Consider the following 14497-nt stretch of genomic DNA (forward strand, 5'->3'; position numbering starts at 1 on the left):
ATGTGACAGCTATATTTTTCCACTCTATGTTTCATTCTATGAAACTATGTCCAAAACTTCAACCCTCATTTGACAATAAATGACGCAAAAATGTCGAAAAATAAATAATAGAAGAATCGATAGGATTCTTCTATTTTTGTAGATAATCAGAGGCCCTTATCAGCAATGCAGCAAATTGGGCGCGAGTTAAATATTCATTAGGACGAAAATAGTCTTGCTTAGAAATAATGTCTTTGTCCGCCAGTTGTTGAACGGCATCATAAGCAAAATGACCCGGATCAGAGAGGTCTTTAAAAGGATAAGGTGGCCCGCTAAATGGATGCTCGCTCAGCTTTAATGCACGCGCCAGCATAACCGCCATTTGCGCTCTCGTCACAAGCTTTTCAGGAGCAAAGCTTCCATTGCTATAGCCCGTTACTACTTGCTGGTCGTATGCAGCATAAATCGAAAGCGCTCCTGCCAAATCGATCGGCACATCGGCAAATGGCGGCTGAATATGATGAAGCGGCCAATGAAACAACCTGTTCATCATCATCACTGCATGACGTCTTGATAGCGACTGGTTTGGCCGAAACATGCCGTCTGTAAAACCGTTAATAAGCTTTTGTTGGTAGGCTCGCTGAATTTCTTGATAAGCCCAAAATGAAGCAGGCACATCCGAAAACGATGCCGAAGACGAATTCGCCGTTTTTATCAACCGTTCGTCAGTTGCTAAAATCGTACCTGTGTCATCCACCGCGATCACCTTTAACGTTTTTTCGTTCCTTCCTGAGCGAATATCCGGCAGCGTCACTGAAATCCATGTGCGATCAGCCTTTTTCTTTAAAATCAACTGATCGTCCAACCAAATATATACATTTTTCCCGACGAGCCCATTCGATACGCCAAGAAGCTGTGGCTGGGAGAAATTCAGTTGCTGTCCATTTTTGATGATGAGCCAATCTAGTGCCGCTTTCGGCGAAGCCTGCAGCGCCTTAGCGATCTGAATGGTTCCATATCCAGAATGGATATCGTAGCCTTTTTCCCCTATATCTAAGGCTGTTTCCGAGAGCATCTTACGAATCTGGATCACATCCAGCTCTGGATGCTCCGCTTTCAGCATAGCTACCTCGCTTGTAACAAATGGCGTTGCCATAGAAGTGCCGCTTAAAGATTTATAGGTATCATTTAGAAAGGTACTGATAATATTGGCCCCAGGTGCACTGACATCCACTTCCCATCCGTAATCCGAATAAGGCAATACGCCGCCTTTTTCATCAATAGCCGCAACCGTTATCACGCCTGGATAGGAGGCAGGATAAATATCCTGCAGCGATGTTCCCCAATTACCCGCGGCAGCGACAACAGGGATGCCGTTCAAAAGTGCCTGAGAAATCGCTTGCTCTAAAACAAGCGTCTTCCCTTTCCCCGCTAAACTAAAATTAATCACATTGGCTCCCATAGCAACCGCATCATTCGCCGCTTGGGCAATTTCAAAATCTCCGCCAGTCCCTTGCGCATCGAGCACTTTTAAAGGAAGAATATCAACAGGAGCGGACCCGGCTGCACCAACGATTCCTTTTCCGTTGTTCGGGCAAGCAGCAATAATTCCAGCCACATGAGTCCCATGTCCGTTCTCATCTACCGCCATCCCGTCTCCATCCACATAATCTTTTCCTAAGCTATAAAGAACATTTCCGCAAAAATCTTCGTGAACCGAAACGCCTGTATCAATCACCGCGACCGTCACATGGTTAACAGCGACCGCCTTCTTCACGATCGGCTGCTTGGACCAGCCATTCGTTTGAATCAAAATATGGATCGTATCGTACGTACGATTTTGGGGCAGCAGCACGTCCAGTTGAGCCGTATTCCCTTCATTCGCTGCCAGCTCATTGCCTTGCCCATCTTTCACCTCAAGCCGCCAGTTTCCCTCCACGTGATCCATTTCCAGCGATAACCGCGATAATTTCATGCCATTCAATAAAAAAGAAAAGCTTGAAGCTGATAACGGCTGCTCCTCATATGTAAATGATTGATTCTGCACAATGACTTCCCGACCATCTAAAAGGTTTTGCCCGTCTCGTGACGGCGCAATCACCTCTGCACCTACCGTTCGCAGTCCCCATTGTTGAAAAAAGAAGGGATCATTAAAAGCCGTTGTTTCAGCCAGCGTTTTCTGGTAGTTAGGCTCTACCCTTGATACGATAGGCAATTGTTCAACTGCTTTGATTTCATCGCTGCTAAAACGCGCTTTGACCACAAAAGAGCTTCCGGTATCTTCCACTCGGCTTTGATACGTCTGAAGAAATTGCAAATAGTCGTCTTGCGTACGAAAATAAATCAGCCACTCTGATAACGCTTGGCCGTGAGCATAGGACCTATTGAAAACAAAAAAAAGAATAACAGCAAAAAAACCAAGGATGAGTTTTCTGTTCACACTGTTCACCGTCCTCATATGATCAATAAGGGATCGCCCATTCTCCATGAGTGATCCCTTCCTTTTTGGTTTATGGAAGACGCCTCTCTTCTGCAAGTAAATCTCGAACAAAAGCAGCCGCTCACCGCGTTTTTTTCTCCTATAATGCAAATTCCATCCCCTTCATAAACATCCTTATGAAGAAATTATGATTTTCGTTACCTAGCTTGAATCGTCTATTTTTCTATCACTCGTTACTTTGTTGTCTACACGTTCTGGCAAACATGCTCTGCTCCATACGTAAAAACACCATTTGTCCCCTCATTATAGCGTATATGAAAACCGTTCTACAACCAATTCCATATATTTTCCAAAGAACTCTAAACACATGTCCCCAGATGGTCGACAAACATTCTTCACTATGATATCAGCGCAAATCTCAAGAAGATGTAAATGTAGGATCATACTAGGGAATTTTGGTAACTTTTTATCTATTAAATTCCAATTATCGTGAGATAGCCCCATCGAACTATGTCATTTTATTGGGAAAAATGATATAATTTGTTTTGTATCACTATAAATCTTACATAATTTTACTGGGGGATTGAGATGTTTGTGAAATTCAAAAAACTTTATAGTGTAGTTGCTGTGTTATTGCTGCTTATTTCCTATGCTTCACCTTCTATTTATGCGTCGGCAGCGACAGATAGTTCTGAACTACCCGCTCCATACATACAGGTCGTGCAAGACGGAACAGCTGTAAAGGAAAGTGAAGACACTCCGCCTATAGGCGAGTTAGCCAAAGGAGCGATTGTCAAAGTTGCCAAGATAGAAGGAGAACACGTTTATTTTCAGTGGGGAAAGGAATTAGCTTATGTCGATGTAGTGCATACACAACGCATCGACCCTCCGTCGCCTGATGACTACTCATACGATTCTGATAACACTAATGACTCGTATGTGCAAATTCAGGAGAAATCGGCCGTTTATTCGCAAAACGGAGAAGTGATTGGATATTTACTTCCAGGCGACACCTATCCCATCTTCCAAGAAACGGACGAAGCCTTTCAAGTCGTGATCGGAAGCCAACTAGCTTATATTCAAAAAACCGCTTCGATTACAAAAACGGAGCAGCCAAGCGATCATCAGCCATCCGAAGCTGATTCCACGACATCAACAGATCCGGCAAACTCAACCGATTCAACAGATTCGGAAAGTTCAAGCAACTTAAACGAAGCTCCTTCAAGCCAGCCAACAGAAACAACACCAGCAAGCCAGCCGGCAGAGTCTGGACAAACAAGTCAACCGCGTGCATCTGTAGCAACGGCCGCTGTACAAACAACGGCGTTTACTGCCAGCATCAAATACTTCCAAGTCACAGTCGACAAATTGCCTGTCTACGACAACAGCACGGGTAAGCTCGTTCAAGTTGGCACCTTGGAGAAGGGGCAAGTGTTTCCAAGAATAAAGGATTACGGCGCGAACTGGCATGAAATCCAATTCGGTTCTAAAACCGCTTATGTATTAAAAAGCAGCACCATTCCCGTCAGCTCCGCAAACTTAAAAACTAGCACACAGACGGGCGGCGCAAGCACTTTCACGACAACAGCCGATGCCCCAGTCTATGACAATTCCACTGGCTCACTGATTCAAATCGCTACGATCCAGAAGGGGCTGTCCTATCCGATTATTCGAGACTACGGCAATTGGTATGAAATTTCAATTTCCGGAAGAATCGCTTATATCCATAAAAGTCTCGTGCATGTCGATTTTAAAAGCAGCGACCGCTACTTCTTAGTCGTGAATGGCCCTCTACCAGTCTATGACAATAGCACTGGGCAGCTCGTACAGGTGGGCACGCTTGAAAAAGGACAAGTGTTTCCAAGAGTGAAAGATTACGGCGCAAACTGGCATCAGATCAAGTATGGTAGCGGCTATGGATATGTGTTAAAGCAATCCACAGAGCCTGCTACAAGCGCAAGTATCAAAAACTTAAATTCGTTAGCGCCGACTTCGCAATATTTTACGACCATCGCGGATACAGCTGTATATGACAATTCGTCAGGAAGTCTTGTGAAATTTGCGACCATTCAAAAAGGCGTGAAATATCCGATTTTGAAGGACAGCGGCAATTGGTACATGGTTGATGTGTCAGGACGAGCTGGATATGTCCATAAAAGCAGCGTCAAGCTTCCGTTCAAAACGACCGACCGTTATTTCGAAGTGATCGAAGATCGCGTGACTGTCTATGATAACAGTACAGGAGCGCTCGTGCCGGTTGCTTACTTGGAAAAGGGACAAGTCTTTCCGCGGGTGAGCGACGGAGGCAATTGGCATAAGATTAAATACGGGCAAAAATTCGGATATGTTTGGAAAGAGTCGACAAGACCTCCATTCCAAATCAATGTAAAAAATGAAAACCAAGGACTTCAGCCGCTAAACCAAACGTTCTTCACGCTCGCTGATGTGCCTGTGTATGACAAATCAACCGGCAGCCTCGTCCGCTTTGCCATCCTTAAGCAGGGGCAAAGCTATCCGATCATTCGTGATGAAACAGACGCTGTCGTCATTGATCTGTCAGGGCGAATTGGATATGTTTTAAAAAATGACATTCAAGTCGGCCCAATTTTGCGTTACACACAGTATAACTTAACGCTTGATGAGATGCTGGCTATTCAGATGACGAAAAATCCGCAAACCGATTTGTACAGAAACCAAAAATCATATGTCCACTCCGCCTATGTTCAAGTACAAAACGCCACAACGTTCCCAACAAAAGGAACGGTTACCGCCACTACCTTGAACGTACGGGAAGGAGCCGGAGAAACTTACTGGATTGTGGGAACATTAAAGCAAGGAGCTGTCGTTAACATTAAAGCGAAGGTGGGCGATTGGTACGAAATCGACTTTGGCCCTTGGAAAAATGCCAAACAAGCGGATGTGCTTTCTTACCTCGATCCAAGCCGCTTTAGTCGCGACAGCAAGGAGTATTTTCAGTTTCTTGTATTATCAGAAACAGCCGGTGTTCCTGTCAGCGATATTAACAACAAAATTTTAGCCAACAAGGGCATCTTATCAGGCAAAGGCCAAGCATTTGTCGATGCAGCGGAACAGTACCATATCAATGAAATTTATCTCATCTCACACTCTTTATTGGAAACAGGGAACGGAACTTCCGCTTTGGCGAATGGCATCTTAGTCGATAAAGTCGACGGCAAGCCTGTCACTCCAAAAACGGTCTATAATATGTACGGCATTGGCGCTTATGACAGTTGTCCGAATACATGCGGGGCTGAATACGCCTATAAACAGGGCTGGTTTACTCCAGAAGCTGCTATTATTGGGGGCGCTCAATACATCGCCAGCCAATATATCAGCAATCCAACCTATAAACAAGACACGCTGTATAAAATGAGATGGAATCCAGCCAATCCGGGAACCCATCAATATGCAACCGATATCGGCTGGGCCGTCAAGCAAGTGTCCAATATTAGCCGCTTGTATGATTTGATCGATAACTATACATTAATTTTCGATATCCCTGTATACCAGTCAAGCAAATAAAGAAGAAATCCAAAATGAAACCAGTGGAGAAAATCGTGCCGATTTTCTCCACTGGCTTTTTCTGCTGCTTCTAAAACTGCAAGCAGAGACCGCTCCTGTTTTCTGAATGAAGCTGTTCTCCTTCATTTATTGGGAAGGAGCATCTCATAATTCCTCTCCTCTAAGCAAAGTGGAGGGGGAAAGCAGGCAAGATGTAGCTGTTTTTCACGGATTGAAAAGTCGCTCGATAACCCTGGAAGCGACGTGATTTCGAGGTTTGTCAACACATTCGCGTCAGGAAAATGGGAGGAGTCCCCATTCCTATGGCGCTACACATAAGTGGAGGTAGAAGATTTCTATGAAGCGAATATCTTATATAGTGGCAGCGATCTGTATGGCCCTTCTTGCTATAGTAGTCGCAGCCGCCCGCTGGATTCCGCAGCATTTTGAGAAAAAGATCGAAGCGACAGACGATCGTACGTTTTTTTGTCGTAAAGTTCACGGTCGGCTTGAACCAGCCGGGAAATTGTATAAAAATCAGCCTTTTTATGCGATACAATACAACAAAAATTGGTATGTGACTGAAATTGGCGGCAAGCCATACTATATTTATCAACAGCGAGTGAAAGAGCTGAATCGTTCGTTTACTCTTTCACCGCTCGCATCACCAAAAGCGATTCAAACGGTTCGTCCAAAAGAAAACATCTGGGTCTATCAAGCCCCCCGCTTCGGCCAGCCGATCGGCGTCCTTTATAAAAATACGCCTGTTCAAGTGACCGCAACCCATGGAGATTGGTATCAAATCATGTTTGCCGGCACTACCGCCTATATTCATAAAAAACAGGTAGCCGGATTAGCCACTGCGGTGCCTATTATTGTCTATCATCATATCGTGACATACTCCCACCACCTACGCTTCGCTTAGAGGTGGGGGCTTCTCGGGTAATCCCATCTCATGATGAGAAGTTGACCGAGCGATCCCCGTGTGCCCCACGGTTCGAGGACAAGTTAGACTATCGCTAATCGTTTCATGCCCTCATGTTTGATATTGATGGCCGCATTGACGTCCCTGTCGCTCTCGAATCCACATTCACAGCGGAATGTACGCTCAGAAAGCGATAGAGACTTCCTAACTTTACCGCAGCACGAACAAGTTTTTGATGATGGAAACCATTTGTCGATTTTGATCAGCTTCTTCCCCTGTTCTTCCAATTTGTACCGAAGGAAAGTGATAAACATGCCCCAGCCGTTATCATGAACGCTTTGACCGAAATGGAGGGCTTGGGACATTGCTTTCATGTTGAGGTCTTCAATCACCACGCAATCATACCGTTTCGCTAATTTGTGCGATTCCTTATGCAGAAAGTCCTTGCGCTGATTGGCAATTTTCTCATGCAACTTCGCTGCTTTCAGACGCTGTTTATGCCAACGATTAGAGCCTTCCTTTTTACGAGACCATTTACGCTGTTCTTTCGCTAATTTTTCCAATGCTTTGCGATAGAATCGAGGATAATTGGCTCTCTTACCCTCGCTATCGACATACAGCATATTCATGGAAAAGTCAAGCCCAACAACCGTTTGTACTTCTTTTGGTGCAGGTTGATGTTCGTACTCTGTGAGAATAGAAATATAGTATTTTCCTGTTTTTGTTTTCGTGATCGTACAAGCCTTGATGATATGGTGGGCAGGAATCTCCCGATGTTGCTTGAGCTTGATCCATTTCAGTTTGGGCAGCTTGATATAGCCATCTGAAAGCTTCATGTTGCCATTCACCACATTTGTGGTGTACGACTGTTTCGCCTTGCGGTTTTTGAACTTTGGAAATCCAGCGCGGCCAGAAAAGAAGTTTTGAAACGCCTTCTGCAAATTCAATTGGGCATTTGCCAGCGCAAGGCTATCCACTTCTTTTAGCCAAGGAAACTCCTTTTTGTACTTGGTAGGGGTCGGAAATTTTTGCTGTTTCAAGGATTCTTTATCGTCCTTGAACTTTTCAAAAATTTGTATGCGTTCTTCAAGCATTTTGTTATACACGAAACGGACACAACCGAAAGTTTTGGCGAGCAGTTGTTCTTGTTCTTTTGTTGGGTATAGACGGAACTGATAGGCTTTGTTTGCCATATCGACACCACATCACTTCATACCTTGATTTTCTATATATTTTTTTATTACTTCAATGGGCGCACCACCCGTTGTAAGCAGGCAAAAGCTTCTTGACCCAAAATATTCTTTCCACCGTTTTCTCTTCACTTTCGGAAAATGCTTTTTGATCAGTCGAGAACTTGCACTTTTATAGGTATTGATGAACTTTGATCATTCACTATTTGGATGTGCTTTGAACAAAATATGCACATGGTCCATATCGTGATTCCATTCGACCAAGGAAATATCGTAATTTTTACCCAATCTCACAAACATATCTTTTGCATAGTCAGATATGGTATCATCAATCACTTTTCTGCGATATTTTACAACCAGAACAAGATGATAATACAACAGGAACACTGAATGGTTATTATTGTCTCATTTCATTGATACAACGGCCTTTCATTTTTCTAAAACTAATTATATCATAACACACAAAAAAAGAGACCACTTTAGGCTACGCCTAACCGAAATTCATCTCCCACTTTCACTTCGTTTAGAAGTGGGAGACTTCTTTCGGAAAGATGTTAAAAATGTGGTAGGCAACGGATCTCTTTATCATAAATCTATAATATAAGTCAACATCTTTCTTTCGACAAAAATCATCATTATTCAGTCAGCGTTGATTCATAAAAATAAAAAAAGACCAGGCATACTCGCCTGGCGAAAAGCTGTTGGGTAACCATGAACTTCAGTTGGTAGCCTCATCAATGGTTTACCCACCAAAATCTTACCGTAATTACATTATAAAAATTTTGTCGAATTTTGTCTAGATATTTTACTGAAAAAAGAATATTTTGTCGAATTATGTCGTAATTTTTTCTAAAACGCCATAACCTTTCCTGCATATGAACATTATTCCTCATTTTTATCAATATTACTCTTACTCACTGTACCTCATTTTGCCGCTATAGCCGCTTATCACAAGGCTTTCTCTCGATCCATCATGGGGCAAGGCAGAGACCTTTGCTCCATAGGTCTTGCTTGCGCGCTCGCCAAATCCAATCATTTTGTTGTTCCAATAATCCGATAACAATAGAAATTTATTCTTTATTGTCCATGTTATTACATACATGATAGGTTCTACATTGCTTCTTTAGAATCCTTCTTCAGTCGGACAAAGCAAAGAACTGATCATCAACCGCTCTTAGGGAACAAATCCTCCTCCACTCCATTTAGAGGTGGAGACTTTTCGATGGATGATGTTACATATTTTATGAAAATCATGTGAGTGTTCATCCCTTGGGATTAAACGAATCAATACTATTTTATGTACTTATACGTGTTGCAACACGTTTCAACTTATATAGGGGAGTGAAATGACTCTTTAGTTGAATAGGCAAGTATGGCGGCGCTTAGATGTGGCCGAGGCAAGCCCGTGATTTGCCTCCAATCATCGAAAAAATCAAATTCTGCTTTTTGAGCCGGCCCTATGTTCCATCTTCTTATTCGATCTAGCTCATTCGCCAATGGCTCCAATACCGCAATCATTAAGCACTTATATATGAAAAATATGCAAAAAGTCCTATAAAAACTTCCATACCAACCATCCTGTTACGCATACATCCATCCAAGGTGACGAGGACAAAAAAGGTAACGTTGCCGCTGTTTTATGGAGTTTGTCCAAAATAACTTCTGGATCCTGTCTATGGATGAGCGAAAAGACCCACTTATAATTATTAATGATAATCATTATCATTATAAAACAGGGGGGCTCATTTATGAAAAAACGGAAGTGGCTTTATCGTAGCTTTATTGCTCTACTTATCGCGCTCTTAGCCATTGGCGGAGTGCAATCGCCAGCGGCGGCAGCGACCAGCAAGACGACCAAAATTAAATATCTTGGAAAGACGTATACCGTTCCTGTGCCAGCGAAAAGAATCGTGATCACCGGAAGCATGGAAACGATGGAAGATGCCCTTGTGCTAGACGTGAAGCCGACTGGGGGCATCACGGTTGGCGGTAAATTTCCAAGTATGTTCAAAAAAATTACCGGTTCTACGGTATCCATTGGTGAAAAAACCCAGCCAAACATGGAGGCCATCGTCAAGTTAAAACCAGATGTCATTTTAGCCTCTACCAAATTCCCGAAAGATGTACTGAACAAATTGCAAAAGATTTCTACTACCATTCCCGTCTCCCATATTTCGACAGATTGGGAAGCCAATTTACGGCTGCTCGCTACATTAACGGGAAAGAAACAACAGGCGGAGAACATTATCAAAAGCTACAAAACTCAACTGGCAACGGCTAAGAAAAAGTTAGGCACGAAGCTGAAAGGGAAAAAAGTGGTGGCGATCCGAATTAGAAATGGCAACATTATGATTTATAATAAGGATGTGTTTTTCAACCCTACGCTGTATAGAGATTTAGGATTGACGGTGCCGAGCGAGATTAAAAAGGCGAAATCTCAGGAAGTGATGTCTCTTGAGAAATTCAGCGCCATGAACCCGGATTATATCTTTGTTCAATTCTCGACAGACGAAAACAAAAATAAGACGGATGCCTTGAAGCAGCTGCAAAAAAATCCGATTTGGCAAAATATCAAAGCGGTGAAAAATAAGAAAGTGTTCGTCAACGTGGTGGATCCGCTGGCACAAGGCGGCACAGCGTGGAGCAAAACGAATTTCCTAAAATCCGCTGTACCGATGCTCAGCAAATAATAGAATGTTTTCACACGATTTATGCAGACCAATTTTGGAAACAGTCTTGGGAACATCCTTTATGGCACGTTCAAAGTCTTTATGTATTTTCTGGAATAAATCGATGAATGGGCATGAAAAATCGCAATCTATGAACATTCCTATTTATTTTCCAATAAATTCTTACTCTTTTCAAACTCTCAGCTTCTCTTTATAATGAAATTCGACAAATATATCTAAAGATTACACAGGGGGTCAAAATGAAACGTTTATTTCTTCGCGCATTGTTATTTTGTCTAGCCGCGGCATTCGTGTTGCCGGCAAATCTCACATCCGCAGCTGGTTCATTTTCCGATGTCAATTCCAGCTACTGGGCCTATAATGAAATCAACTATTTAGCCAGCAAAAAAATTATCAACGGGAAAAATGGAAAATTCCTTCCGGAGGACTCCATTAAACGCATGCAAGCTGCTGAAATGTTAGTGAAAGCATTAGGGCTCGATACAAAAAACCGCCCAAATCCTAATTTCAAAGATCTTAAACCAGGCGATTACGGATATGAGTATGCAGCAACACTTGCAGACGAAGGCATCATGACAGGAAGCAACGGCTATTTCAAGCCTTGGGACACGCTAACAAGAGGACAAATGGCAAAAATCCTTGCTGAAGCCTATCATTTAGATTATGCCTTCGGCTCAGAATTTGACGATGTTGATGTCGAAAGCTGGTTGTACGATTATGTTTCTTGCCTTGTTGATAACAACATTACAACAGGATATTCCGATAATACGTACCGTCCGAATGCACCTTTGAAGCGTTCACAGTTTTCCGCATTCATGGCAAGAGTACTAGATGACTCATTTAAGCAGGCCGTATTGTTAAAAGCCGTCAGCTATCATTTCGAAGAAGATGGTAGCTTAACTCTTACAGTGGAAGCGAAAAACAACTTCTCTTATCCTGTTGAAGTCAACGATTCGCTTGTATTGGTAACCAGCAATGGCGAATGGATTGCTAGCGGATTGTTTGAATTCGAGTCAAACGAAGTTTACTTAAATGCGAAACAGTCGAAACAGCTCGAGCTCAACTTCCCATCTGCCAATTTCTATGATACGTTGGATCCAGCAACAAATTTAACTAATATCACTCTATACGCTCAAACCACTATTACAAAAAAATAACCGAACGATAAAAGAGCGCCTTCAAGGGCGCTCTTTTATCGTCAGAAGCAAAAGGCTTTCGCCGCCTTCTCGCCAACGATTTTATCCTTTGTCGACCGCCTGCAATGAACGATTGACAAAGGCCGCAAACTGCGCACGGGTCGTTCGTTCATATGGACGAAAAAGTCCGCTAGCCTTGGTCACTTGATTCGCTAACAATGTGGCGATGTACGGCCTTGACCATTGCGTCGAGTCAATATCTTGAAAGCGAACGTCATCTTCTCCGGTCAGATGATACGCATTCACTAAAATTTTCGCCATCTGCTCTCTCGTTAAAGGAGCTTCCGGATGAAAACGCCCGTTGGAGCCGCTAAAAATCCCCTCATCGATAACAGTTGCAATGATTTCATACCCGTATTGTCCCGGTTTGACATCTTGCAGTTGCGGATTCGGCCGATTTTTTGTGCTTAATCCAAGCGAACGGACAATCATGGCAGCGGCTTGTAGACGGCTAACAGGCGCTTCCGGTTTAAATGTTCCATCCTTATATCCTGTAATGCCTCCTAAGCTTACTAAATTCTCAATGTCCGCCTTTGCCCAATAACGCGTCGGCACATCTTTAAATGGAGCCATAGGAAGGATCGAGGCGCTCTTTTTATGATCTTTAATTGAAATCATGGTCGTATAGCCGACCGTTTTTACTCCGCTTTGAGCATTTCTGCCTGCGCGATAGAAAGCCGTTAACTTATAGTTCCCTACAGGGATATTTTTCGGAAGTGTGAGCGCAAATTTTTCTGGATAGCTATCTCCTTTTGGTACAAGACCCACTACATACTTTTCATAAGATGCCTTCACTTTTCCTGAAGGATCGGTTAGCTCGATTCGCATCGTCCCGCGCGAAATCACATTTCCGTTGTTCTTGGCTTTCATTGTGCCATATACAACATAATCGCTCTGACGCGGATAGGCCCGGACATCGGTTAATGTCATCGCTACTTTACGGTCGATTGGGTGCGATACAGCTAATGGCTGCGCTGCCCAGCGAACACTCTCATTGACCAACGTTTTTAAATCTTCACCGCCATTCAAATCATCCCATGCTTTCCCTTTGACCTCCAGCCGTCCAGCAGGATTCTTTTCCTCCCACTCATGAGATAGACGCTCATCGACCGTTATATAATCCAATAGCTGAAATCCAAACCAAACCGCTTTCCCTTTTCCGTATTCAATCGCATAAGCCGCTCCTGTCTTAGGAGGTGTATGCTCGGGCACAGAGGAATAACCGATCGTCTCATACTGCAAAATGGGGGTAGCATAGCTATTATTAGAATAAGGCTTTATGATTTCAACCCATGTCGGCTGGTACTTGCCGAAGCGGCGATTTTCAAGAAGCAGGCTTGTCTTTCCTAATCGTTTTAACGTATTTGTGACAATGGGGTGGCTTCCTGCCGCTTTGATCGTAAAGTTGCCAAGGGCTACATCGTTCACAAAGGCGGATTGAAAGACCTCGCTCAAATTGTCCCATTCCCAAATCCATGTTTTCGTCTCGTAAATCACCGGAGTTACATCCAAATCTGTCTCTTTATACGGATAACGTGCGCTGTCATTCCTCGCCATGGCAAACGCAAAAATCGCTCCGCCGCCATTTTTGATATATTCCTTCACTGCTTGACGTTGCTGTCTTGACATCATGACGGTATTCGGGAAAAACAGCACATCAAATGTCGCCAGTTGCTTTGGATCGCTTAACTGCGCATCATGGACGCGTTCCACCTGATATCCTAATCCTTCAAGCAATAACTGGGCTTTGATTCGTTTATTTTTAATCGACGAGCCGATCAGCTTTGGCTGAATATAAGTCCCGTTGGAATAACCGCCCGCCCTTTCAATGAAAGCATAGCTTTCGCTGAGCTGTGAAACAACGAGGCCGACGCGCACGTTTTCCTCCGCGTGCACGTGTCCAGCCTGCCAAAATCCCATATAGATCAAGACAGCCAACCATACAAAAACAACATGCCGCAAACCTTTATTCATTCTATTCCCCTCCCTCTTCAACACTCTCTTACATTTATTTATATCGTCCAAATTTGTCAAAACTTAACGAATCATACCAATTTCATGATAGGAGTGAAAACATATGAATCAATATGTCCCAGCTATTAAGAAAAACATTCCCCACAAAGGAAAAAGGAAGGATTTGTTCATTTTCACAAAAAATGATCAGGTGTGTTGATGATCTAATAAAAGCCCATTGACATTGCTTGGTGTCTAGCTCAATCATTCCATATTTTTAGTAAAATAATAATCATCAACACTTGTGAAAAATGATAGGGGGCAGCTTGTGGATGGAACGAACCGTCTTCGGAAAGCAACAAGCCGAAGTCAAAAAACCTGAAAACAGAGCATTCCCACCATTTCTTATTGATTCATCATCCCCACTATGGTAACATATGTTCTTGTGCTGTCTTTCTCGCGCAGATGAACCTCTCCCGCCGACTTTCGGTGTGTACGTGATATTCATACAGGATGATTTCACAGCCTTCTTCCCCATGACGGCTATTCTTCAAATTGATGAAAGCATCTTGTTGATCGCGATTTTCTATCTGCATCACCAT

The 14497-nt window shown here is 43.2% G+C and carries 7 protein-coding genes and 1 pseudogene; 4 read left to right on the forward strand and 4 right to left on the reverse strand.

Annotated features, from left to right (window positions below; genetic code table 11):
* Positions 1-130: 130 nt before the first annotated feature.
* On the reverse strand, positions 131-2419 hold the full coding sequence (locus tag GRQ40_RS16805) for a S8 family peptidase (protein ID WP_236546358.1): 2289 nt from the start codon (positions 2417-2419) through the stop codon (positions 131-133).
* A 588-nt stretch (positions 2420-3007) separates the two neighbouring features.
* Between GRQ40_RS16805 and GRQ40_RS16810 the strand changes: the two genes are divergently transcribed.
* Together GRQ40_RS16810 and GRQ40_RS16815 are read left to right on the forward strand one after the other, a co-directional pair.
* The gene (locus GRQ40_RS16810; RefSeq protein WP_236546359.1) at positions 3008-5962 is read left to right on the forward strand and encodes an SH3 domain-containing protein; all 2955 of its coding nucleotides are present in this window, start codon (positions 3008-3010) and stop codon (positions 5960-5962) included.
* 337 nt (positions 5963-6299) lie between these two features.
* Positions 6300-6866, forward strand: a complete 567-nt coding sequence (locus tag GRQ40_RS16815) for an SH3 domain-containing protein (protein WP_159720435.1) — start codon at positions 6300-6302, stop codon at positions 6864-6866.
* 83 nt (positions 6867-6949) lie between these two features.
* Here GRQ40_RS16815 and GRQ40_RS16820 read toward each other — a convergent pair whose 3' ends face one another.
* Entirely contained in the window at positions 6950-8059 is a 1110-nt protein-coding gene (locus GRQ40_RS16820; RefSeq protein ID WP_066145232.1) for an RNA-guided endonuclease InsQ/TnpB family protein, read from the reverse strand.
* Between the two features lie 12 nt (positions 8060-8071).
* Positions 8072-8461, reverse strand: a pseudogene (tnpA, locus tag GRQ40_RS16825) (IS200/IS605 family transposase); the annotation flags it as partial.
* 1343 nt (positions 8462-9804) lie between these two features.
* Between tnpA and GRQ40_RS16830 the strand changes: the two are divergent.
* Both GRQ40_RS16830 and GRQ40_RS16835 read left to right on the forward strand, forming a co-directional pair.
* Positions 9805-10746: an ABC transporter substrate-binding protein gene (locus GRQ40_RS16830; RefSeq protein ID WP_159720436.1), complete on the forward strand. Its 942-nt coding sequence runs from the start codon at positions 9805-9807 to the stop codon at positions 10744-10746.
* 239 nt (positions 10747-10985) lie between these two features.
* Complete coding sequence (locus GRQ40_RS16835) at positions 10986-11903, forward strand: S-layer homology domain-containing protein (protein WP_044745031.1); 918 nt, start codon at positions 10986-10988, stop codon at positions 11901-11903.
* Positions 11904-11984: 81 nt separating this feature from the next.
* On the opposite strand, the gene GRQ40_RS16840 is transcribed toward GRQ40_RS16835, so the two are convergent.
* Positions 11985-13916, reverse strand: a complete 1932-nt coding sequence (locus GRQ40_RS16840; protein WP_159720437.1) for an S-layer homology domain-containing protein — start codon at positions 13914-13916, stop codon at positions 11985-11987.
* Positions 13917-14497: the final 581 nt, after the last annotated feature.

The sequence above is a fragment of the Anoxybacillus sp. PDR2 genome (genome assembly GCF_009834045.1).
In the GTDB taxonomy this organism is placed as follows: Bacteria; Bacillota; Bacilli; order Bacillales; family Anoxybacillaceae; genus Anoxybacteroides; species Anoxybacteroides rupiense.